Consider the following 23,205-nt stretch of genomic DNA (forward strand, 5'->3'; position numbering starts at 1 on the left):
AAAGCTAAGCAGATCGACGCTGCGACTTCGCCGGCTGCTTTTTCGCACCTATCTCCTTTGCCTGCTTCTTGCCGGCAATAGGCATCAACATCTCTTTCTGACCGCTTGCAGCCTTGCGCGGCTTCTTGGCCGACTTCTTCGGTGTACTTGCAGTCACCGTCCCCTTCTCTCTCCCGACGCTCTGTCGTAGCGCCTCCATCAGATCGACGACGTTCTCACCCTTTGGCCGCTCTTTGGGGCGGATCATCTTGCCGGCCCGCTTCTGGTTGATCAGTTCAACCAGTGCGCCTTCGTAGTGGTCCTCAAACTTCTTGGGATCGAATGTGCCTGTCTTCTGGTTCACGATGTGCTTGGCAAGATCCAGCATGTCTTTCGTGATTTTGACGTCCTGGATCTCGTCAAAGTACTCCTGCTCGCTGCGGACCTCATAGGGGTAGCGCAGCAACGTTCCCACCAGCCCCTTGTCCATCGGCTCAAGTGCAATGATGTGCTCGCGACTGGTCAGTACGACGCGGCCGATGGCAACCTTGTTCATTTCACGGATGGTCTCGCGGATCACCGCGAAGGCGTCGTGGCCGACCTTGCCCTCCGGGCGAAGGTAGTAGGGTCGGATCAGGTAGCGCGGATCGATCTCTGACTTGCCGACGAACTCGTCGATTTCGATCGTGCGGGTCGATTCCAACGCGATCTCTTCGAGCTCTTCCTTCGTCACCTCGATGAACTGCCCCTTCTCCAGTTCATAGCCCTTGACGATGTCCTCGTTGGGCACCTCGTCGCCAGTGTCCTGATCCACCTTGATGTACTTGATGCGGTGGCCCGTCTGCCGATTGAGCTGATTGAAGGAGATTTTCTCGGACTCTGAAGTCGCTGGGTACAGCGCCACCGGACAAGTCACGAGGGACAGACGCAGGAAGCCTTTCCAATTGGCACGGGGGGCCATGTACGCAGAACTCCATGTTGGACGGCTCGGACTCAAGACGATCGAAAGCGGCTGGTTCCGACAATGTCAGGGCCAAATAATTCGGCCAGCCTCCATTCGTCGGACTCGACTTTTGTTCTCTTTATGTTCTAATTCCACCATGAACGACCGACCTGCGAGTTGGCGAATGCCCTCCCCGAAGCAAATGGAAAAGCTAGCCAACTCAATGGGAAAGAAAGCCGCGAGAGAGCATTCGCTCGATCCCAAGGACGACATGCCGGACGACTACTGGCGTGCGCTCCTCGACGCCCATGGCGAGACAGCGCCGTCGGGACGTTCGAGCCCCGGCCAGCGCCTCTGCGATATCCCGCAGCATGTTCTGCGGGTTTCCTGTCGCAGGTGCGAGCGCATTGTTGAGATCCAGAAAGTGGACGCCGTCCGTCTCTACGGGCAACAGGCAAACTGGAAGGAGGTCGCGCAACGTTTGCTGGACAACACATGCCAGAACCGAACTGGTCGCCACGAGGAGGACGGCTGCTGGCCGGCCTTCGGGCCCGTTTGATCGATCACCTGCGTTACCCCGAATGGCTCCGAAGCATCACCCGACGCCGCTCTCCGGCGGCGACCGGAAAGCGCTTGGCAAGGAGCTCGGCAAGGCACGCGCGATGACTACCATCCTGGCCGAGCAGTCCACAGCGGCTCGCGCCAAGGGCGAGGCCCTGATCGAACAGGCGGATCGCCTTCTGTGCGAGAGCTGGAACGAGCGCATGTGGGCGAATGGCGAGCCGATCGATCCTTCGCCGGCGATCGATCAGGCAATCAACGGTGGCTATCCTTGGCTGGAGATCCAATGCTCCCGCTGCAAGACCCGACGCGACGTCGATCTGGCTGCTCTGCCGCATGCCTCCACAACGTTTGTCCATGACCTGGCTGGCAGGCTCCGGTGCAACAAATGTGCTAAGGCGGGACGCCGTCCTGTGGCGACGCTGCTGCAGCTCGTGCGCCGCCCCCGCCCCGCTCCTTCAGAGACGTGACGATGTGCAACCTCTACTCGATGACCAAGAACGTTGATGCAATACGTCAGTTGTTCGGAGCCTTGAACAGCCGCGTGGGCAATCTGCCAAGCATGCCGGGCATCTTTCCCGATTACCCCGCACCCATCGTCCGCAACGCTGCGGATGGACGCGAGATCGTCATGGCACGGTGGGGAATGCCTTCCTCCTCGAAGGCCTTGATGGACGCCACGAAAAAGCGAGCGGAAAAGCTCGAGGCCAAGGGCAAGCAGGTCGACTTCAAGGAGCTGCTCCGAATGGAGCCAGACTCCGGAACAACAAACATCCGCAACACGAAAAGCAGCCACTGGAAACGATGGCTCGAGCCGGACAATCGCTGCCTGGTGCCGTTCACCAGCTTCAGCGAGTACGACACCATCGATGGAAAGAAGGTCCCCGTCTGGTTCTCCCCCGATGAGAGCCGCCCCCTGCTCGCCTTCGGTGGGATCTGGACCAACTGGACGTCTGTGCGGAAGGCAAAGGAAGGCGAGGTCACGGCCGATGTGTTTGGCTTCCTGACATCTGATCCCAACGCGGAAGTGAAACGCGTCCATCCGAAGGCGATGCCGGTCATTCTCACAACGACTGAAGAGTACGACACCTGGATGCGCGCGCCTTGGGACGAGGCGAAGGCGCTGCAGCGACCGCTCCCGGGCGGTGCGCTGAAGATCGTGGCGACAGGCGAGAAGGAAGACCCGGCCACAGTGTCTTAGCGTTGTGAGGGCGGAACACGTGGACAAAATCCAGTGCCAACGATTTTCGAATCCCTGCCCTGTGTTAACTGGCCGGAACAAGGGCGAGAGACGAGGATTCGTCTCGGTGGAGCGAATTCGTGCTGATGTCTCGGGAAAGACGACCTGCGATCCGTACGCTGCGCGGCTGGGCCGTTTCGGTCCTCAATGAGGCCGGAGCAATCAGGGAATGCGGGGAGCATGGCTGGATACAGGATCGCGGTGATCCGCACGCCCATGAGCGTGCGTTCGATGTAGCACGGAAGAACCCACCGGAGAGGTATTCTCCGGAGGCCGCCGCGGTTGCGATCGCCGAGGTCCTGGAATCGATCGGCGATACATGTCCTGAGTGCCCGGCCGAGGAGATCGTCTAAGGTTGCGACAAGTCGACTGCAAACCTCCGCTCCACAACAGTTCGGCACAGTCTTCAGCCGCGGCTCACATCCGGCGTCGAAACTGCCGGCGATTTGTGAGGCCGACGAAATGCAGACGCAATTGCGCAAGTCCGCCATCGTGTTGGGTCGAACGTGGCGACAGAGAGGATCGTGATCGCGCCAAATCTTGGATGTGCAGACAATCACTTAGCTGCCCTTCGGCGCCAGTGCTTTTATCTTGCCCTCACTCCCTCCGCTCTTTTTGCTTTGCGCTCTTTGCGATAGCGATCGTTACCCGAAGGGCCGAGACACCCGCAGGGTGGCTCGGTGAGGAGCGAAGCGACGAGTAGAGCGCGGGCCGAAGGCATCGCCCGTATGCCATCAGCACACTATTTTCGTACAAAAATCGAGCGCTCGGCACGCGTCCAAGACATCATTTCAAGCCTCTCAGCTGTGCATTGATTGGCGCAAATTCCAATGCCGATGGAGCGATTTTTGGCATCGGAACGAAGAGAAATAGCCATGGAACGACCTTCGCTCCGGGCAAAATTCCGCTCGTTGCGAGTGCATTTCCTCGATCGCAACGAGATGTCTCGAGGCTGTTCCGCGGCGCCCGCTCTTCTACGCGCGCTCAGTTGCGGGCGCACCAGTCGGCGATCTTCAAGGCCTTGATTTTCGGAGACAAGACAGGCTCCCGCGCGATGCGCGGGAGCCCAACATTTTGACCTAATCGACAGGATTCCAGATCAGGAAGAAGCCGCCGTCACTGCCGAGGCCAACCGTTCGACCAAGGTTAGCGGAGAGCTTGCGGCCACCCAGGGCGGGTGCTGCGAGTGACAGGCTGACGTAGTCCGTTCCGCGGCTCTCGCCGCTCAAAATCCGGCCAGATCCGACCTCAACCCCTTGCGTGAAGATGCGGAAATCTGCCGGGTTGTCGCCGAACTTGTCACGGTTTGGAACGATGTCGATGTCGGCGCAGATCGGTAGGAATTTGAGCTGGCCCCTGAAGCCGCCGTCAATTGTGCGGGTGACGAATCCGATGGCGGTCATGGTCTGTCTCCTTCGTTGCCGCAAGGCGCCGATGCCCTGCGATAGCGAGACCGTCATGGCGGCCGGCACTCATCCGAACCCTTGGGGCGAAGCGGAGCGGCGCACCCGAGCGCGCTGCTTTTTTGCAGCGAAGCGGCCGCGAGGAGCCGGCTGGCCGGCGGGGAAAAAAGGAAGCGCGCGAGGGTTTCGGATGGGGGACGGCTGCCATAGGTCGTCGCGCCATAAGCAGGGAATCGTGCCTCAGACGAGGAGCCGGGCCTTGCCGCAGAGCTGCATTCACCCCGCACAAATGGCGCTTGGGCCGCGCTTCGACATATGCCTCGCCTCGAGTTTCTCGCGATCCAGCGTCGATCATCCCGCCTGGAAAGCGGATTGGTTTCGCATCCGGCGAGCGGTCCCCGAGCCGCCTATCGAGTCGAATTGGCCGCAATCAGTCCGCCGCATGAATGACGATTGAGCTCGCGAATCGGGCGACGAAAATGCTCCCGAAGGCTCAATTTGTTCGCCATTCGGCGTGTCGAACGGTTTGAGTTGCAGTGAGAATTCGCGGCTGCGCGCCTCCCTTGGAGGCAGAAAAGGCTCTTGTCCTCACTCTTAAAAGCGCCGCGGAAAACGCAAATCAGCCCCGCCTCCGAGGAGGCGGAGCTGATGATCTTCTGCGTCAATCGCCGCTGCGGCGCGACCAGATCAGGCTGAAACCTTCCTCGCCTTCGACCTTGACCAGCGAGGCGTAGATCGGAGCCGGGAAGCTCGGATCGTCGAGCTTGACCGAGAGATATTCGCGGTCGCTGTCGCGAACCGTCTTCTTCCAGGCGGCGCCGAATTCGGTCGCTCCCGCGAAAATGCGGTAGTCGGGAGCCTTGTCATTGTCCTTCTCGGAGGCGGTGAACTTGGCCTTGATGTTCAGCGTCAGCGTCTTGATCGAACCGGTGTAGCCGTTGTCCGAAGCGGTGAAAGTGCCGATGGTCGCCATGGTCGTCTCCGTCTGTCTGTTGCTCGGGCCGCGCCTATCGCAGCCTCGATGGCGATCCTTGGCCCGGGGAGCGATCGGCCCGCAGCCGCAAGGCCCGCAGCGCAGCGGAGGACGGCGAAAGCCTGCTTTTTTGTCTTCCCGCGAGGAATGCCGCCGCTTGGCGGCAGGGGAAAAAAGCAGGCGTGAGCTGTTGCGGGAAGGCGATCGAGGCTCTTGCCGTCCCTCGGGCCTGATCAGCCAATCGAGGGTGCGTTGGACGCGAGCCCATGACCGAACTGACGGCGATCACCATGGCTGCCACCGCTTGCCACAGCATCGGAAAACGGCGGGATCGATCAGAGAAAACCCGACGTCTGCGGATCAATCGCGAGTACGATACGCCGGACAAACCAGCAAGCTCGATTACATTTACGCATCGGGAAGCCACCGCGCCGGCCAGGATTGTTCGCCCGATTGCGCTTTGAATACGCCAGGTCTGGATACAATCAGTGCCCCGCCGCTGATCGCCTCCCCGCTATGAAAGGGAGGTGCGGCACAGCGTCACCGGCCGCTGCCAGCCGCGCAGACCGGAGGGATCNGCCTCTGGAGACGGGCCGGCGTGAATGATCGCTCGCTTCGCTTTGCTTGAACCGGCCGCGCGCCAACAGGTGCGCGGCCGGAATTTGATGTGAGCCGGGGCCGCTCCAGCGGCCCCGGCTCACCTCTTACTCGGCAGCTTGCGAACAAAAATCATTGCGCTGCGCCTCGTCTGGCGCTCCGACCCGATCGTCCATTTTGGCCGTGCGCAGCAACGGCGGCAACCAGTCGGTTGCCGCCAATAATTGCTCGGCGGCGGCTGCCATCTCGGTCTTTTTCATTCCCGAGATGCGTTCGGCTGCTACCTCGCTGACGCCTTCGCGCACGGCCTCAAGGATGCAAGCTTTGGTGACCCGGCCGAGATAACTCTGCCCCGTCGGCCGCCAGTATCCGGTCATGTCGAGCGCTACCGCCCCGGCCAAACGGCTAGCCACAGCCAACGCGCGTGGCCGGAGGTCAAATGGCAATTTGACCGCATTGACCGTCAATGCCGTGCAATGGGCGAACAGCGCCATGCGGCTGTCGTGGTCGAGTTCGACCACGAAGTCCCACAGCTTGGCGACGTCTCGGGGCATTTGCCTCGCCCAATTGGCATGGCGATCCGACCATTCCTTACCAGGCGGGGTATCTTCGATTCCGGTCGCATGGGTGGCCAAATCCGTCTTTACGGGTTGAATGCCGAGCACATGAGCATTGGCTCCGATATAGAAAATTTGCGCGGCGAGCGCATGGGTGACGGCCATGACGGCGACGTCCGGCTGCCCACTCAAATTGAGACGCAGCCCCAATGTGCGATGCGCGGTGAGGTCACGAACGAGCGTGTCGGACAGCCTCTGTTGCCCGTCTTCTTCCTCGTTTTCTTCCTCCCCTCCTTCACCATCGCGAGTGGCTTGAGCGTCCCCGCCACCCTCCTCATCCGATGCTTGCCCGTCACCATCCTCCCCCGCTTCCGGATTAGATTTATCGTCCTCGGGGCGGATGAAACCGCGTTCGATCCTTAACGTGCCGTCATGATTGAGGATCACGAACGCGCCGCCGCGCGCGACGTCGCTCGCGTCGTAGGCCTGCCGTTTCGCCTCCAACTGCTCGATCTGGCTCTCCAATTCGCCGAACCGCGCATCCACCTCGTCAGGAAGTTCCTCGACAGTTTGATGCTGTTCGCTCAGCTGGTCGAACTCGGTTTGGGCGAGCTGAAGCGCGGTTTGATCTTCTGCCGAAAGCTCGACCGGATGCGGGTAGGCACGACGTAGGCCGTGGGCGTGCGGGAAGTCGAGACGGGGTTCCGTCCACTTCCATCCCTCGGCCGCCCGCAACGCATCCGCCTCCCGGCTAAGCCGTGCCGTCACCAATAGATCGAGCAGAGCCACGTCCTCCGGATAGCCGCCGCGATCCTCGGTGAAGAGGTCGCGCAGGATCGTACCGCCCGCCTCGATATAGGCCTCGAGCCCGACAAACCGCGCGCGGCGATCGGTTGCCGCGACATGGGTTTCGGTAAGCAGACGACGGATAGTGCTGGCATCGCGGTCGTAGGACAGGCGCTCAAAAACGCTCTCCTGCCGCGCCTGATCGTCGGTGATAGCAAAGGCCATCAACTGCTCGAGGGTCAGATCGCCATCGCGATAGAGCTCGATCAAACTGGGAGAAACCGCACCCAGCCGAAGGCGCTGCCGCACCACATGCGGCGTCACTCCGAAGCGCGCGGCGATCTCCTCCGCACCAAAACCGCGCTCCTCCGCAAGCCTCCTGAACGCCTCGAACTGGTCGGCGGGATGCATGTTTTCCCGGGTGACATTCTCGTCCAGGCTGATTTCGTGGGGGTCATTCGCGGTGTCGATGATGCAGCGGATCGGCTCAGTCTTCTTGATCTCCTTCCGCTTGACCCGCAGAAGCTGGGCAAGCCGCCTGCCCTCACCGATGGTCACGAGATAGAACCCCGTGGCCGTGCCCTCTCCGTCCAACTCGGGCTCAACCACCAGATCCTGCAAGATGCCCTTGGCGGCAATACTCGCCGCATACCCCTCGATCGCCGCCTCGCTGTGCGGCGTCTTGCGCGCATTGTTGGGTGACTTCTTGAGCTTGTTCAGCGGAATGAGAACTTCCGTCCCGCTCGCGGGGATGATTTCAACTGATTTGGCCGACATGATCATTCTTCCTTTTGCTTCCATGGGTGCAGCGCGCAATCCGCGCCTGCGCCCCTGCCCGTCGGCGAGACCGGGGTAGCAAGTGCCAGGGCGACCCGAGCGGAGGGGGATCGCCCGCCCGATAAGGGCCGCTCGATAGAAGCGGGTCTGCACGGGCGCATGTCAGCCGTTCGAGAAATTGAATACCTTCGAAAGCACGGAAGACCGGGGAGACCGCTCGGGGCGGCGCCGGCGGCAGCCGGCGCTTTACCCTGGCGCGCGCGAGGGGCAGCGCCCCTTAGACCTCAAGCGTCGGAATATTGAGCAAGTCAGCGCATGTGAAAACAAGAGCAGAGTGAGAAAATCAAAAGAGGCACCCGCAGGAGGGTCAGCATAGCGCCGACGCGGTACGCGGCGGGACCCGGGACCGAGTGCAGTCGCGAGATGAAGTAACCGGGCATCGACCTCCCGGGCGCATAATGCGCCGATCGATTCGCCCAACAAGATGAGCTGGAGATCCTGATGAATTACTTCGCTGGACTCGACGTGTCTCTCAAGCGCACAGCGATCTGCATCGTTGATCGAGATGGAAATATCGTCCGGGAAGGAGTGACGGATACCGAACCCGAGGCGCTCATTTCCTGGCTGAGAAATACCCGCTTCGCTTTGCAACGCATCGGGCTAGAAGCGGGGCAGTGTTCGTCCTGGTTGCACAAGGGGCTTTCGGAAGGCGGACTACCCGTCGTTTGTGTTGAGACGCGGCACGCAAAGAGCGTGATGCAAGCTCAAACTGTCAAGACGGACCGCAACGATGCTCGTGCACTTGCGCAAATGATGCGAACAGGGTGGTTTAAGGCGGTTCACATCAAATCTGAAAACAGCCAAAAGCTACGGGCGTTGATGGGCAGTCGCCGGTGCCTGATCGACAAGCAACGTGACCTCAATAATCATATTCGGGCCGCACTTCGAACCTTCGGATTCAAAATGGGCCTTGTCGGCCAAAGCCGCTTTGAAGAACGCGTACGCGAGCTGGTTGTGGCTGATGGAGATTTACAGGCCATCGTAATTCCATTGCTCGAAGCCCGGCGCATGCTCGGCGAACAAGCAAGCGTGTTGACGCGCCTAATTGGGCGCCTGGTTCGGAGCGATGCTATTTGCCGCCGGTTCATGACAGTTCCTGGCGTTGGCCCCCTGACAGCTTTGGCATTCAAGACGACCATCGATAACCCAGGTCGCTTCCGTAAATCACGGCATGTTGGCGTCCATCTTGGACTGACCCCAGGCAAATACGCGTCTGGAGAAGTCGATTACAACGGGCGCATCACCCGGTGCGGCGATGCCTTTGCTCGAGAGCACCTCTTTGAAGCCGCGCACTCTTTGATGGTCAACACCAGACGGTGGTGCTCGTTAAAGGCATGGGGCATCCGCATCGCAAAGCGCAGTTCCATGAAAAATGCGTTGGTCGCGGTGGCCCGCAAGATATCCGTCATCCTGCACCGTATGTGGTGCGACGGCAGCGACTTCCGGTGGGAGAGGTCGGAGGACGCAGCGGCGGCTTGATCCCCGAACGCACAGATCATCAGAACACGGCCGAAAGGCTGTCAAGGAGTCCGGCAGGACGAGGAATGGCGAGGGTGATAACCGGTCTGCAGCGCGAGCCGATCGCTCCGTGACTGCGCTCCCGAGATGGTCCCGCCACTTCTTCACGAACATCATCATGAGGCGGGGATCCCGACCTCGAAGAGAAGCGCGATCGCCGGATAGCTTGACGCCACGGAGGTTCAGAAGGCACAGCGACGATGCGTTAATCAGACCAGACTTGCTACTTGACGTTCCAACCCCGGTTAGAGAAGACCGGTTAACAAGGCACCCGCGCGACGGGCAGTGATAGCGGTGCCGCGAAGCGGCAGCCCTTCGTGCGAGTGCCTCCGGCGAGCGACACATTATTTCTGCTTGCGCGAGGGATCGAAGCCGAAGGCCGAGACGCGGGCGCGGCTCGGTTCACGAGAGCCCGGTGTGGCGATAGCCGCACGCGCACCACTGATGACAAGCCCCGTCACACAAGCATCGAACTGAGACCAGAACCGAGGATTTCCGGGCGGCTCGTCGAGACAGCTCATCACCTGTCAAATCTGACAGTATCGGTCATACATCGTACCAGTTAGAATCCCGTGAGCCATATTGGGCAATCAGCAAACGATCGCTCTCAGGCGGAACCATTGAGTGCAACAGGACCGCCAATCCGTCCCAACACCAATGATTTCGCGTCGCTCAAATTGCGTGCGTCACGGAGGAAGTTAGCGAAACAACCACAGACCAGTTGGATCGAAGATCGGATGAGGCATATCGCAAAAGTGATCAATACCCGTACCTAGGATAACGTTGGCGCGGTCGTCCCCAAGCATTCTCCGCACCAACCCATATCGGCCCAAACAGCCGCTCGTCGCATTTGAGCTGTCGCCGGCGCGGTGATTGTATGTGCCAATGGGCACTGGCGATCTCGAGGCGAACAGCACCACCGGAGGGAGTCTTAAAAGCAGCCGCTGTGGGCAGAACGTCGTCCCTGCTCAGTGTTGCCAGGCATTTCGAATTCACACACCTGCTCGAAACGACGCAGCCGGCGCACTCCTCAAACGAAGAGAAGCGTGTCGATGCTGCCCACATAGAGCTCAATCACCGTTAGTGCTTCGCAGATCGCGACGTTGCTAACATGATCGAGATATCAAAGCGCCCGGAGGGCCTTGGTCTACACGATCCACTCCGTCTTGCTATCGCAGCGGCCGTGGCATTTCCCGATGGCTCTATGACCGCTTCCGGACTGCGCAGGGAGAGCGCCCGCGGAAGACTCATCATCGAGCGCATTGCGGGCAAGGACTACACGACACTCTTTTATATAGAGATAATGAGAGAATTATGCCGCGTCGAAGCAAGGGGGCCAGACTCCAACTCAAGGCGCCCGAAGAGACGGGACCGGCAAGACTACCCACCGGGCAACTTGGATCATCCGAGACAACGGCCGGGATATCAGCACAGGCTGCACTTCAGATGAAATTACGGCCGCTGAGCAAGCGTTGAAGGATTACATTGCGTCGAAGTACATCCCGAAGCGCAAGGCCCAAGACATTGAAGCGATCCCGATCGGGGATGTGCTGTCGATCTATCTTGATACAGAGCTCGCCAAGCTCCACGATCGATTCAAGGTCACTGAAGACACTGACGAGACGATTCCCGCCATACGCAAATTCAAGAAGCGGATTGGGCGGCTCAACGATTGGTGGGGCGCTAAAATGCTAGCCGACGTCGATGGCGAGCAGTGTCGCCAATACGCGAAGGAGCGCGGCAGCAAGGGTGGCGCAAGGCGCGATCTTGAAGACCTTCGCGCAGCTATCAACCATCATGCTGCGGAAGGCTATCACCGCGGGATCGTCAAAATCACGTTGCCCCCAAAGGGTGAGCCTCGCGACAAGTGGCTCACAAGATCCGATGCCGCGAAACTGATCTGGACGTGCTGGCGATATCGCGAGATGCAGACGATGTCCCGGGGGCCGCTGAAAGGCCAAAAAGTCGAGACCGGAAAACGGCCTCTACGGCACCTGGCACGCTTCATTCTCATTGGCGTTTATAGCGGATCCCGAGCCGGCGCCATCGCCGCTGCCTCGCCGATTCCGGCTGTCGGCAGGGCATTTGTCGACCTGGATCGCGGCATCTATTACCGCCGCCGCCAGGGCGACGCAAAAACCAACAAACGGCAACCACCGGTACCGGTCCCGCCGCGCCTCCTCGCGCATCTCAGGCGTTGGCACCAGATCGATCATCACGCGAAACACTTCGTGGAATTCAATGGGAAGCCAGTCACCTCAGTGAAAACGGCTTTCAAAACTGCCGTGCGACTGGCCGGCCTCGGCGTGGGCATTTCACCCCATACGCTCCGGCATACCGCGGCGACTTGGTTGATGCAGCGTGGCGCCGATCCGTGGCAGGCAGCGGGCTACCTGGGCATGTCGCTTGACGTTCTACTCAACACCTACGGCCATCATCACCCCGATTATCTCGCGGACGCCGTCGAGAAGATCGCCAAACGGGAGAGGAAAGTCGAAGGAGACCGCGGCAACTTCGGTTCGGTACTGCCTCTGCACAGATAGAAGAACGCAGTTTTCAGGGGGATTAGATTGCCGGTACGGTCCGAACCGATGACGATCGGGCTCACCCGACGTCCGTCTGGGGAGAGCTTTGTTCGCGGCGCAGAGTCAGTCAATCACCATTGAAAGATAAAGCATTTTGGACCCTCTTAGGCAAAGACCTACCATTCTGGCTACGCCAGAAGCTGGCATTTCTTTCGTGATGGTAGCGCACTATTGTCAGGAAAGAGCTGGTTACGGCCGTAGGCCGTGCGTTGAGACCTAATGCGGAACGGGCCATTCTACCTCCCCATAAGCCCTCAATCCGATAGTGATAATTTTGAGAATTGGCTGTGGAGGGACAGGGTTCGCGATGATATTGGCGATGGCGGGGTGCAGGCCATCGAGGCGAAAATTGGCAACTTCGATCTGGTTGGCCTCCTCTTTAGCGAATCCTTCGGGGAAAGTGCAGCGCGCGTGTTCAACTGCATCCACTGAAGGATTGGCGGAGGTAGCGTCCTTGAGCGCGCGCATCATCCTATCGGTACGATTTTCATTTAGGTCAGGAAGCGGGTTAAGCGGTTGACCCCGTTCCCAGGCTTCTAGCACCGGGCCGGCGGCCGCCACGAACAATGATTTGGTGCTGTCAAACCATTCGCCGCTAGCTAGTCGCCGCTTCGCCTCAGCAACAGCCGCGCCGAGACTGCCGCTGACGAGCCACGCTTGGTGGATCAAAATCGACGTTAGCATAGTCCAGTCGTCTGGCAGCGCTAAAACCGATGCCGCAACCTCTCGGGCGCCCCGATAAAGATAGCTACCCACCAGCCCGCTCGGCTCTCCATCAAGAGCTTCACGAACTCGTCCACCGAGACACGCTGCAATCAATACCTGCCGAACCCTCAGCGGCCTCTCCATAATCTGGGCCGCGTCGACCTGACGGTCGAGGCCAAGATCCAAGATAACTCGTTCATCCGGACCCGACCCGCTAGGCCGCCCATGGCAGGCAAGATGCAAGAACGTGAATACAGAGTTCTCGGGAGCGCGATAGGGGTCGCCCAATCGCACCTTTCTAGGCCCATGCAACATTGTCAGGGCCTCAATCTCGGCGGTTACGAACGGCAGATCGTCATTTGGGCCAGAATAGCCGACGATTCCGATCAGGTCTGACCATGTATCGTCGAGGTCACTGTCGGAGAAATCACTTCCGAGGCGGCCACACAGCTGGTCTCCCGCACGATTCCCGCCAGGGGCACGATCCACCTCAGATGCAGTTCCCAGCAGACCACGCCCGTAGCCAAGGAAAACTAGCCCCGGATAGTGCGTTAGCCGCAGATGATTTGGCGCTCCGAGTTCGAATGGCAACAGATGAAGTCTGCCTTGGGGAACACATACCACACGCTCGATCCCAGATAGCGCATCGGTGAGTGGAGCCCAAAGCTGCATGGTGGTCGCCTCCTGCATCTCCGACCAGAACGAGCTGCTCGTAAGAACGGACGCACCATGTGAATCCTTGATACGTGCGCGGGAGTAGCCATGAGCTCTAGTAGGCTCCTCAACGGCAAGCTCATCACTAGTTGCCTCCATTCTAAGCGCGATCTGGTGGATACCTGGCAACGGGCACCATTGAGGTACTCGGTCAGCTCGTAGCACCAGTGCTCCCTCGATGTGGAGTGAGGAACCTTGTTCCACGTCCAGCAACAGCGCCAGCGCTTCACCGTGACCAAGGCCTTTCTCTACGAGTCTCGCGGCATCCAGAAGCAGGGGCAGCAGCGCCGTATAGCCAGGTTCGGCAGCTGCTACCTTGCGCAGCTCCGCCAACTTGTCATATCGGCTCCCGTACTCAGCATCCAGTTGATCAAGTCGCTCCTGGATAGTTGCTGCGGGCATCCCTCTAGCCGACCCATGCAACCTAAGATCGATCCGACCGCGCCCACCTCCGCCCACCATCTCCTCAATCTGCGTTGCGAGCCCTCGCAACTCCATCCGCGCCCGCTGATAAGCCCGGACCCCCGGCGACAGCAATCCGACCTCTTCGTTCGCCGTCAGTTCGTCGAGAATGCGGGCGGCGAGCTCCCGGCCCTGCAGGGCAGACAAAATTTGTGGGACGTCATTAAGATTACCGGTCTTAACGCAATGAGCCAACCAGAGCGCATGGAAACGAGCGAAGTTCAAACTCATACTCACGGTACCTGGCCCGATCGGAGCCAACTCCAGCATCTCCCGCATTCGGATGCTACGGTCGACGGCCCAAGCCTGCGCATCCTGCACAATCCCAAGCATCTGGCTGATGTTCACCCACAACTCGATCCTCAAAGGATCGAGGTGTCGCCACCCTCCAATACCAGATGGGTCGGAAAGCAAAGCTTCTGCGGAGATGTAGTCAGCAAGTGCATCGCCGGAATCTCCGAGCGTTGCTTTCATAGCCCCACGATTCAGCAAACTCCTGACGCGACGGTGTTCCACCTCTGGCTGGTTCTCTGCGGGCAACTCGCCCAGCAGAGCTAGCGCCACATTGAGGTCCGCAATGGCTTGGGTTGGCTCTTGCGATGCACCTGCACGATTCGTCAAGACTATTGCTCGACCAAGATCAAGGTCACGCCTTTTCCTTAGAGGCTCCTCGTTTAAGAGATTTAGCGCGCCGCTGAAATCCGCTTGTGCATTCGATAGCTGGGACAGCTTGATCCAAGCAAGGCCACGAGAGGCCAGTGTTTGGGCACACTCCAGATCGAGATCGCGGTGGGGATCGTGTTGATCGTTGAGCAAATCCAGCGCCGCGCTATAGTACTCAATCGAACGAGAAGGATCCAGGTCTTCCCAATTGATACCAAGTGTCCTCAATGCGAGGGCTTGGTCAGAAGCGAGTTCGCGCGAATTCGCCAAGCACTGAAGCAGACTCAAAGCCTCCTCGCAGCTCGCAATCGCTCGTGATGTATCCCGGCGCCATCTCAGCACCGAACTGTAGCTCAAAAGAATTCTCGCTCGATCTCGGTAGAATCTTGGGTCGCTATTCGGCACAAGATCCAGCGCAGTCTTGTAGTCGGCGATCGCACGACCAACCTCGCCAAATTGTTCACAACAGAGGGCACGATTCGTTAGCACCATGGCTTTGCGAGAATTGAGTTCGGACTGATCAATAGGACCGTTGAGCAGAAGACTCGACGGATCAGACTCTCGGTCATGGCGATGGCTCTGTCGCGGCGCGCAAAGTAATGAAAGAGCGAAGTCGAGCCGCGACATTGCCCTCTCGAAATCACCGAGCTCGGCTAGCCTTATGCCAAGACTCATTAGAGCCTTCGCGCAAGACCCGTTGAGCTCTTGGAAAGCGTTGAAAAATGGTAACCCGTAGATTGCGAGGATCGCCTCGCAGAACAACGCAGATTCCCTGTACCGACCACTTTGAAACGTCGTGTGACAAGCGTTGAAATATTTGTCTGCAATATTCATCACTCGCCGACCAATTTTCTTTGGTCTGAGCTCAGCCTGCTTCGCGAAAGAGGCGCGCCATGCGCTCGCGCGAAATTCCAGTTCTGCGACCTCGGTCGATCTCATGTTTTGCAGACGAGCAATGATTTCGGCCCGCGTTGACCAGGCCAAGTCGATCCACGAAAGGATTAGGACTATCAACTTGTCCGCCACCTCGTCGTTGAGGTGATCTGGCAAAATGACGCCGAGCACAGCCCAATAGGCCTTGCCGCGCGATGGGATGGTCGTATTCATCGGCCTACTTTCCTGGCGTGTCGCGGGCACGCAGCGAAGACAGCAACAAGACGCTTTCTCAGCAATCAGAACTTAACCCCCTTGAGACCAGCCGAAGTAGAAATCACGGGCTCGTCATGACGCCATGTGGCGATCGCACCTAAAGCGCATCGACCAATTTACGGCATTTAATCCTCGCCAGCATATCTGCCTCGCTTGGAATCTGGTCGGCAACAAACTCGTCAGCCTGCAGTTAAAACGCGGCTACGACGGAACAAAGAAGCCAAGAACAAGACCAATGCGAACATCAGCGCTAATAGATCAAAATTAGTTTAGCCGACCAGAACCCGACGGCGCTAAGTAGGGCCACCGCTTGAGAGATAACAATCGCTTTGCGGGTGAAGTTCGAAATCGCGCCCCAAGCACGAGAGTGCCGTGTCCGGTCCCGGTCGCCCATGCGCTCCTCCTGCTCAAGGAAATAGGAGCCGGGCCCAGGGATCGCCAAAATACGAATAGGCCTGCGCTGTGAAGTTGTTAGGTTGCTCACGTCGAATTTCCTGCAGCGCCTCGCCGACGCTTCGCCCCAGCCGCAACTTAGTGTACAGAGCGAGACTGCAATCCGCTGCCCAAGGATCGTAGACGGGCCAATAGGGCGCGATCACGCCGCTCCAACCGTTTTCGATGCAGATGGCCGCGAATCCGGCCGGACGCCCCAGAGTCTGTCCCGTGCGGCCGACACTGCAGGCATTCAAATAGAGCACCGGATGCCCTTGCAATCCCAGCGGCCGGCCGTGGAGCGCCATCGCGCTAAGCGATTCCTTATTCTCAAGCTCGAGCCCATTGAGTTCCGCGTTGGCGCCCAGCGTGCCATGGCCATTGAAGTGGACCATCTGCACGTCCGTACGACTCAGAATGGCGTCGAGCGCTTTACGGTCGACTGGAGATGGTTTTTGCAAATTGCCGAGAAGTGCCTTCAGCCGCTCGCTCTCGAGATCAGCCCAGTATAACGCACCGGTGCCGTAGCGTGGATTGAGGACAACGAAGCTCTTAATCGGCATTCCTTGCGGCTGCGGACGTGCACCGAGGCCTGGACGCCACCGCCCGAGCACATGCCGGACGCCGAGCGGCTGCTCCTCGAACTGGCCGTTGATCATGCCCGCTGGGCGGATGATCTCCCATGGTAGCGTCATTTCGTCAGACTGCACAAACAACGCACGCGGCGGCGTCGGCAGGCTCACCAGCCGCAAATACTCCTCGCGGAGCTTATCAGGGAGCAGCGACCACAGGCCGCGGCCGAGATCCGCAAGGCGGCTCATAAAGCTGCCATTCCAGGCATTGAGCTGGTCCTCGAACTCTTTCTCGTCAAGGTTAGGATCGCGCGGAAAAGTCGAAAACTGCCGATCGACGACCTGTTTGAAAAAGTCCTCGAAGTCGGTGCCGACCAGCTTGAGCTCGCCCATCGGCTTCATATCGTACTCTTCACCGGGCACGCGCGACCGCAACGCGACGTCAAAGACGCCAGGTTGGAGCGAACGCACGTAAATCACGAGGTCTGCATCCTCGCGCGCCCCGGGCCGCAAAAGTAGCGTGTCCGCGCTACTGTGGCCGCTGCCGGCAACCGGACGGCCGTAACCTGCGGGGGTGACGGTGGTTTCGTGCGTCACCGCACCAATGCAGTTGTTGTCTTGCCAGAAGGTCGCGATCAGCTTGCGTATGACGGGTTCGGTCCCAGGGTTTTTCGCAGTAACGCGGAAAGTCACCTGCTCCGTTTGGGGGTCGCGCTTTCGTTTCACAGTCATCGGCGCAGCGCGTGGCCCTTCAACCGTGAAGCCGGGTGCGCTCAACTCGACAGTGATTTCCACCGCATCCTTGTCAATCGGCAGCGGGATCACTAGGGCATCGCCCCCGGCGACTAGGTCGGCGAGCCGGACTGTGAGGTCGGAGGTTTGGCCTTCGGTCACCTTTTCGTGGAACGTGATCTCCGGGCTACGCCGGATCTCAACTTCCTCTAAGAGTGGGACCTGAGGTGTGTCCCGCTCTGTCGCTCTATTACCGCCGCGTAGCCTACCTTTTGGGGGGCGCGAGCGGAGGCGAACACGATCCGCATCCGTACTCGATGCTTCGGTGACCTTCGTCCCACCGAGCGCGGGTACGACTATGGGGATGCCACCAACTTGGAGATGATTCTCGATATGCGCGAGGGTGCGGGGCTGAGAGAAGAAGCCGGAATGCCAGACAGCGTCCGACGGACGATAGAGCAGCGGATTGGCGATCGGGAACATTGGATGACCGTTGCGCTCAAACACGCTATCGCGGGGAACCACCAGGTCGTTTGCGGTCGGCCGTCCCTCTTTGGCGAAGATGCCATCCATGACGAAATTGCCGAACCGCCCCTGGAAAAATCCGTTATCAGCACCTGGCCGCGGCTCGTAATCCGAAGCTGCTGCGCCGTAACGCGCCTCAAGGCGCTCCCCAGCATGGTTCAAACGTTTGGCGATAAACCCGTCGGCTGCGGTGCCCATACTGGCAATGCCAGGTAGCTGCTTCATGCCGGCGGACGCCAGCATTTTGACGATCGCCAGCAACGTCTCGATCGAATACATCACTGGGCCGTCTGGGAAGTTCGTTAGGAAATTGGTGAACACGTCGACCATATCCACCATATGATTGGGATCGCCGAGCTGCGATCCACTATTCGGCGACGCAACGAAGTAGATCGACCGGAATGCGGCGTTTGCCCCATCAACAAGTTCGTGTCCGTGCTCCGTCATCATGCGCGAGACGATGCCCCCCCTACTATGGCAGAGGACATCGAATTCCAGGTGTCCCTCTGGTAGTGCTTGCCGCGCTTGTTCGAGGAAGAAGCGCGCGTTTTCTTCCGGCGAAGCGACCACTGATAGGTGATTAAAGGCAATCACCCTGCCCTGATAGGCCTCGCACCATCGATCCATCGCTGAGCGCGGCAGCCCCGACAGCATGCCTTCGACCGAGCTCAGAATCCCGTGTACGACTAGGAGCGTTCGCCCTTGCGTGAGCTGGGACCAGTCGGTGATTGGGACGGTGGGCGGAGACTTATAGGTGTCGGGCGTGATGTGCCAGATTAGGTTGCGACGTTTTCGTTCCTCGACGGCGCGCACCATCATCTCGATCGGCTTTCCCAGCACCACGTCGGCGACCGGGATGACTAAGATCTTGAGAATTTTTCGGCCGATCTTGGTAATCGGGCCGCGCAATGATCCGCGTGGCACGCCGTTCGCGAGGGTCGCTCGGGCCTCACCAGTGCGCGCGCGGATGACGAAGCGGTTGGGAAGTGGAGCTCGCAGTCCGCGTTGCAGGAGGCGCTGCCGCTGCTCCGGCGTCAGAAACGCGTCTTCCGCGAAGTGCCAGCTCAATCCTCCGGACTCGTCTTGGTATAATACCACCCGCGGGCGGGCGTCGTCAGCTGTTCGCGAGGGTTGTAGTACGATCAGATCTTGAGGCGCGCCGCCGCGCAGTCCTTGTACTGGTGGAAGAACGTCGAGGTGCAGTGTCTCCTGCTCCTCGATATCGAGCTCTCGCAAAGCTGCCTCGAATTCCGCACTCGTATCCGTTTCGGACGGCAGCTGCGCCGACCGAAGACCCGGCGCCTCCGGCGTGAACTGCGTAGCACTTCCCGGCCCAGCGCTCATCTCCACTACAGTCCCGTTTGGAAACGTGATGGTCGCGGCCGGATCGATCGTTCTTGTGATACGTGGCATTATCGTTTCCCCCAGCGCGTCAGCGCCCGTTCAACACTGATGGGCGGGCCGAGCGGCGTAGGCCCGCGCTTAGCGATTGTAGCGATAGTGCCCCGCAACCCCCGCGTCCGCAACTATTGTTAATGCCGCCGGTCAGGCTTCGGCGCCCACGTAGCATGGCCTTTGTTGGGTACCGCGCTACGCGAGGCCGAGTTCGGCCAACTCTGCAGTTTCTGCGTCGTGCTCGAGAACGATGGCGTCCTTTCGGTTCTGTGCACTGACCGCGAGTTGGACGGAACGCGTACATTGCAGCCTTGTGCACATCGGATATGTTGCCGCAAGGAATAGCGCGTCCGAGCCGAGCGGCGGCGCCCTCGTGATTGGCAGCCAATCCCAGACAGCCTCGCTAGTGCTCAATTTCCAGCCCAGCACGTTCGGCTGACACGTAGGTGTATTCTCCTCCGTCTCGTGCGGATACGCTTCCTCCCGGGTCAGCTCGCCATTGGCGCCGACAGCTAGCCGGCCTCGGGTGATGGTGTGCGTGGCCACGCGAGTGGGATAGAGGGATACGATTCGAAAGGAGCCTCCACGCTCCCCGCTGTCGCCTGCGAGAGCTATCTGAACCCGGAGTCGAACCCATTCAAGCGCCACACCTGGAGGCAATGCCAGCGTGAACCCGACTTTCACAACGGCTAGGTGCTCCGTCAACGTCTCCTCGACCGATACATGTGTCGGTGCGATGAGGCGACAGGATATCGAGTCGATGAACGATTCATCGGCAGCATCTGTGGCAGCGCGGCGAGTGGACCGGGTACGCGATTGACGGAACGGCACGGCAGCCGTCGCTTCGGCGCCAAACGCAGCTGGAGAGATATGGTGCATGCCTCAGCCTACAATGTCCTCGAAGATCAAAAACGGCGCCCAGTAGTAGGGATGTTCGAACTCCTGTTGCGCCCGCAGGTATCGTTGCGCCGCGCAAAAGACCTTCAGGGGGGAACAGTCCGGATCGTCGTGCAATAGCTCGTAAAGTTTGCGGACGAGGACTGCGCTGGCCTCGTCGTCGATTGGGCAGAGCGATGCGGCCACGCTCCGGACCCCGGCTTTTTGGAATGCCGATGCCAAGCTCTGGACATAGCCGCCGCCGGCTGACTTTGCGGAGGCCGTCCGACAGCCGGCGATAAAGGCGAATTCCGACGCGAGGCTGCCAAGCGCAATTTCGAATGCGAAGACTGGTCTGTCAGCGAAGAGCAGCCTGGACAACAACGGCGAGCGCTCTTCAAAAATGCCGTGGCATGCGACGTGCATAACCTTGCTTCGCTCGCCGCCAAGCAGATCCGCGCTAGCCGCCGGCATCGTTGCGTGGACGTCGGACGCTGGCATCATGCCGGTAACCACGCGGTACTCGGTCTCGACTCCATTCAGTTCGTCGAGCTGCGCATATGGGACATTTGGCGTCCCTAGAAATAGGTACGGTCGGCTCACTGCGCGATCCATGGCCTTAGTTGGAACCGCTGGTCCGACTGTAAGGCCGCCGATGACGTATTGAACATCGTGAGTGTCGATCAACAGCCCGCCCCTCCAGCTCATCGCATGAAAGGGGACACCGTAGGCGTCCTCCGCCAGGGAAATTATGATCCGGGTTTTTTGGGAGAAGAGATGCTCCACCGGTGCCAGCAATTCCTGTTGCAGAATCTCGAGTGACGTGCACTCAAGCAGCCCTTGGCATTCGTAAATGCAGCTTGTTTTGAGCACGTTCAGGCCGAACCGCCCGAGATTTGTGCGGCGGAGCAGCGTCGTCTCCCGTGCGACCGCGACGACCCAAAGTGCGTCGCCAACGGCCGAGAACGCCAGCATTAGGGCATCGGGAGGTAGCAATTGAATCATCCGCGCGTGTATGCCCTTGATACTCTCTTCAGGGTCTTTCTGGTCAGCACAGCTTGGCGAGGCCGGTGCCGCTAGCAGGTCGCGCTCGGAAAGGAGGAGATCGGCGCGATCTTGGCAGGCCGCCAGCGTGTCGACGTTGCCGCTCGCAATGGCGGCCAGAGCGTCGGACAGCAAGGCGGGGCTCCCCTGACTTACGTCGTCCAGCGCCTTCAGATCATCCGGCAATTCGAGGCAATTAGGTGGAAGAATTGCTCGCCCACCAGTGTTTATAAGTTCTAGAAGACCTACAGCTGATTCACGCTCGTCTAGGATGAGAGCCACATTGAGCGCCTGTTCGAGCCTGAACCGGTTGGCGGACGCGCTGTTGCGACGAAAGCGGTCCGAACGATTCGTGACGACGCTCCTAGCGAGACTGACGGCTGCGCCGCAGTAGTCACGCAAAGCATCTTTAAGATTCCCTCGCCGCTCGAACACCTCGCCCCGGTAAAAGAGCGCAAAGTAGTGCGTATCACCGGAGCCAATCCATGCATTCAGGTCGTCGAGGGCAGCGTCGAAGCGCTCCAGAGTCAAATTATTGAAAATTCGTTCCGAGCGAATTTGATTCCGCCAGCCGTCGGCACGACCTCCGGAAGGCAGCGCATCCAGCGCTAACTCAAGGGCACGCAAAGCTTCGAGCGGATGGCCGATCATGCGGTAAATGTGCGCCCGGTGATAGCGCGCAGCGGCGATCCCTCCGCCATCCTCATTACCGAAACAATGGCGTTCCGCTTCGTCAACGGCGTAAAGTGCGTCGTAATAGTCGTGTCCGTCCTTGAGGTTGATCGCGAGGTCGATATATGCTCGTCCCAGCCGCCGGTCCGCCTTTGCCGCATGGAATGCTGCTAGCGCTTCAAGGATCCACTGGAGACGCGTTTCGAGCGCTTCGTTCATGCGTGAGGCGCGCGCTAGAGCGGTTCACAGATTTATTGAATCGGGAGGGATTCCGGATCTGGGGCGAATATGATTCAAGATGCTGGCTGGGCTGGAGGCCAGCATCCGATGGTCCGACCAATTTCCAACGATTTGCGTAAGCGCGCAGTATCCGCTGTTGCCAAAGGTGAGAGCTGCCGATCTGTGGCGGAACGGTTTGGCGTTGCGGTCTCCTCAGTTGTGAAGTGGTCACAGCGTTATCGAGCGACCGGCTCGGTAACGCCTGGCAAGATGGGTGGCCACCGCAAGCCCGTGCTTGATCCGCACCGCGCCTTCATCGTCGAGCGGATCACCGAGAGGCCGCACCTGACGCTGCACGGTCTGAAGGCGGAACTGGCAGCCCGTGGCGTCAAGGTCTCACACAATGCGGTCTGGCTGTTCCTGCGCCGGGAAGGGTTGCGGTTCAAAAAAAACACTGTTCGCCCTCGAACAGGCTCGCGCCGACGTCTCTCGTAGGCGCCTGCGTTGGCGATCTTGGCAGGCCGGGCTCGATCCGGGCCGGCTCGTCTTTATCGATGAGACCTGGATCAAGACCAACATGGCCCCTTTGCGAGGCTGGGGACCCAAAGGGGCGCGTCTGCGCGGCTTTGCTCCGCACGGTCACTGGCGTACCCTCACATTCCTCGGTGCGCTCCGCCATGACCAACTCACGGCACCCTGCATCTTCGACGGCCCCATCAATGGCGAATGCTTCCGCGCTTACGTGAAGCACCTCCTCCTGCCGACCTTGCGCGAGGGCGATATCGTCATTCTCGACAATCTCGGAAGCCACAAGTCGAACGCTGTCAGACAGATGATCAAGGCGGCTGGCGCCAGGCTCTGGTACCTGCCGCCATACTCGCCCGACCTCAACCCGATCGAACAAGCCTTCTCCAAGATCAAACACTGGATGCGGCAAGCTCAGAAGCGCACCATCGAGGACACCTGGCGCCATATCGGTCACCTCGTCCAGGACATCCAGCCTCGCGAATGCGCCAACTACTTCGCAAACTCAGGCTATGCTTCAATCAAAATGTGAAACGCTCTA

The 23,205-nt window shown here is 59.6% G+C and carries 15 protein-coding genes; 8 read left to right on the plus strand and 7 right to left on the minus strand.

Annotated features, from left to right (window positions below):
* Positions 1-4: 4 nt before the first annotated feature.
* A complete protein-coding gene (gene ku, locus AOQ71_RS07205) occupies positions 5-940 on the minus strand; it encodes a non-homologous end joining protein Ku (protein WP_057743755.1) in 936 nt (311 codons plus the stop codon).
* A gap of 205 nt (positions 941-1,145) precedes the next feature.
* Here ku and AOQ71_RS07210 point away from each other — a divergent pair, with 205 nt between their 5' ends.
* The 4 genes from AOQ71_RS07210 (at position 1,146) to AOQ71_RS47385 (ending at position 3,076) form a co-directional block, all read left to right on the plus strand.
* The gene (locus tag AOQ71_RS07210) at positions 1,146-1,481 is read left to right on the plus strand and encodes a hypothetical protein (protein WP_430648610.1); all 336 of its coding nucleotides are present in this window, start codon (positions 1,146-1,148) and stop codon (positions 1,479-1,481) included.
* 22 nt (positions 1,482-1,503) lie between these two features.
* Positions 1,504-1,953 (plus strand): hypothetical protein, encoded by a 450-nt coding sequence (locus AOQ71_RS07215; protein ID WP_057743761.1) that lies wholly within the window; start codon positions 1,504-1,506, stop codon positions 1,951-1,953.
* 2 nt (positions 1,954-1,955) lie between these two features.
* Positions 1,956-2,684, plus strand: coding sequence for an SOS response-associated peptidase (locus AOQ71_RS07220; protein ID WP_057743764.1), 729 nt, complete (start codon positions 1,956-1,958; stop codon positions 2,682-2,684).
* A 119-nt stretch (positions 2,685-2,803) separates the two neighbouring features.
* Positions 2,804-3,076 carry a hypothetical protein gene (locus AOQ71_RS47385; RefSeq protein WP_057743767.1) on the plus strand — a complete coding sequence of 91 codons (273 nt, stop codon included), beginning with the start codon at positions 2,804-2,806 and terminating at the stop codon, positions 3,074-3,076.
* 726 nt (positions 3,077-3,802) lie between these two features.
* Here AOQ71_RS47385 and AOQ71_RS07230 read toward each other — a convergent pair.
* The gene (locus AOQ71_RS07230; protein ID WP_057743770.1) at positions 3,803-4,126 is read right to left on the minus strand and encodes a DUF736 domain-containing protein; all 324 of its coding nucleotides are present in this window, start codon (positions 4,124-4,126) and stop codon (positions 3,803-3,805) included.
* 661 nt (positions 4,127-4,787) lie between these two features.
* Positions 4,788-5,099 (minus strand): DUF736 domain-containing protein, encoded by a 312-nt coding sequence (locus AOQ71_RS07235; RefSeq protein WP_050421663.1) that lies wholly within the window; start codon positions 5,097-5,099, stop codon positions 4,788-4,790.
* 266 nt (positions 5,100-5,365) lie between these two features.
* Between AOQ71_RS07235 and AOQ71_RS44885 the strand changes: the two genes are divergently transcribed.
* Entirely contained in the window at positions 5,366-5,563 is a 198-nt protein-coding gene (locus AOQ71_RS44885; RefSeq protein WP_157083417.1) for a hypothetical protein, read from the plus strand.
* A gap of 240 nt (positions 5,564-5,803) precedes the next feature.
* Here the strand turns inward: AOQ71_RS44885 and AOQ71_RS07240 are convergent, their stop codons facing one another.
* Positions 5,804-7,816, minus strand: coding sequence for a ParB/RepB/Spo0J family partition protein (locus AOQ71_RS07240; protein WP_057743790.1), 2,013 nt, complete (start codon positions 7,814-7,816; stop codon positions 5,804-5,806).
* A gap of 501 nt (positions 7,817-8,317) precedes the next feature.
* Here AOQ71_RS07240 and AOQ71_RS07245 point away from each other — a divergent pair.
* Positions 8,318-9,355 (plus strand): IS110 family RNA-guided transposase, encoded by a 1,038-nt coding sequence (locus AOQ71_RS07245; RefSeq protein WP_057743773.1) that lies wholly within the window; start codon positions 8,318-8,320, stop codon positions 9,353-9,355.
* A gap of 1,511 nt (positions 9,356-10,866) precedes the next feature.
* On the plus strand, positions 10,867-11,937 hold the full coding sequence (locus AOQ71_RS07250; protein ID WP_245316772.1) for a tyrosine-type recombinase/integrase: 1,071 nt from the start codon (positions 10,867-10,869) through the stop codon (positions 11,935-11,937).
* Between the two features lie 258 nt (positions 11,938-12,195).
* Here the strand turns inward: AOQ71_RS07250 and AOQ71_RS07255 are convergent, their stop codons facing one another.
* The 3 genes from AOQ71_RS07255 to AOQ71_RS07270 all read right to left on the minus strand — a co-directional run bounded on the left by AOQ71_RS07255 (position 12,196) and on the right by AOQ71_RS07270 (position 22,139).
* On the minus strand, positions 12,196-15,630 hold the full coding sequence (locus tag AOQ71_RS07255) for a CHAT domain-containing protein (protein ID WP_157083418.1): 3,435 nt from the start codon (positions 15,628-15,630) through the stop codon (positions 12,196-12,198).
* A 449-nt stretch (positions 15,631-16,079) separates the two neighbouring features.
* Positions 16,080-19,346 (minus strand): DUF7379 domain-containing protein, encoded by a 3,267-nt coding sequence (locus AOQ71_RS07260; RefSeq protein ID WP_057743779.1) that lies wholly within the window; start codon positions 19,344-19,346, stop codon positions 16,080-16,082.
* A gap of 864 nt (positions 19,347-20,210) precedes the next feature.
* Positions 20,211-22,139 (minus strand): CHAT domain-containing protein, encoded by a 1,929-nt coding sequence (locus AOQ71_RS07270; protein WP_057743787.1) that lies wholly within the window; start codon positions 22,137-22,139, stop codon positions 20,211-20,213.
* Between the two features lie 108 nt (positions 22,140-22,247).
* Between AOQ71_RS07270 and AOQ71_RS42805 the strand changes: the two genes are divergently transcribed.
* A protein-coding gene (locus AOQ71_RS42805) for an IS630 family transposase (protein WP_157083369.1) occupies positions 22,248-23,196 on the plus strand; the annotation gives its coding sequence in 2 pieces (ribosomal slippage) (positions 22,248-22,583 and positions 22,585-23,196; 948 coding nt in all).
* The last annotated feature ends 9 nt before the right edge of the window (positions 23,197-23,205 follow it).

Source organism: Bradyrhizobium manausense, assembly GCF_001440035.1.
Lineage (GTDB): Bacteria > Pseudomonadota > Alphaproteobacteria > Rhizobiales > Xanthobacteraceae > Bradyrhizobium > Bradyrhizobium manausense.

Excerpts from the sequence above, each read along its gene's own strand:
- AOQ71_RS07245 (WP_057743773.1), top strand. The coding sequence starts at position 8,318 with ATGAATTACTTCGCTGGACTCGACGTGTCTCTCAAGCGCACAGCGATC.
- AOQ71_RS07260 (WP_057743779.1), bottom strand. The coding sequence starts at position 19,346 with ATGCCACGTATCACAAGAACGATCGATCCGGCCGCGACCATCACGTTT.
- AOQ71_RS07220 (WP_057743764.1), top strand. The coding sequence starts at position 1,956 with ATGTGCAACCTCTACTCGATGACCAAGAACGTTGATGCAATACGTCAG.
- AOQ71_RS44885 (WP_157083417.1), top strand. The coding sequence starts at position 5,366 with ATGACCGAACTGACGGCGATCACCATGGCTGCCACCGCTTGCCACAGC.
- ku (WP_057743755.1), bottom strand. The coding sequence starts at position 940 with ATGGCCCCCCGTGCCAATTGGAAAGGCTTCCTGCGTCTGTCCCTCGTG.
- AOQ71_RS07235 (WP_050421663.1), bottom strand. The coding sequence starts at position 5,099 with ATGGCGACCATCGGCACTTTCACCGCTTCGGACAACGGCTACACCGGT.
- AOQ71_RS07240 (WP_057743790.1), bottom strand. The coding sequence starts at position 7,816 with ATGTCGGCCAAATCAGTTGAAATCATCCCCGCGAGCGGGACGGAAGTT.
- AOQ71_RS07210 (WP_430648610.1), top strand. The coding sequence starts at position 1,146 with ATGGGAAAGAAAGCCGCGAGAGAGCATTCGCTCGATCCCAAGGACGAC.
- AOQ71_RS07255 (WP_157083418.1), bottom strand. The coding sequence starts at position 15,630 with ATGAATACGACCATCCCATCGCGCGGCAAGGCCTATTGGGCTGTGCTC.
- AOQ71_RS07270 (WP_057743787.1), bottom strand. The coding sequence starts at position 22,139 with ATGAACGAAGCGCTCGAAACGCGTCTCCAGTGGATCCTTGAAGCGCTA.
- AOQ71_RS07230 (WP_057743770.1), bottom strand. The coding sequence starts at position 4,126 with ATGACCGCCATCGGATTCGTCACCCGCACAATTGACGGCGGCTTCAGG.
- AOQ71_RS07215 (WP_057743761.1), top strand. The coding sequence starts at position 1,504 with ATGGCTCCGAAGCATCACCCGACGCCGCTCTCCGGCGGCGACCGGAAA.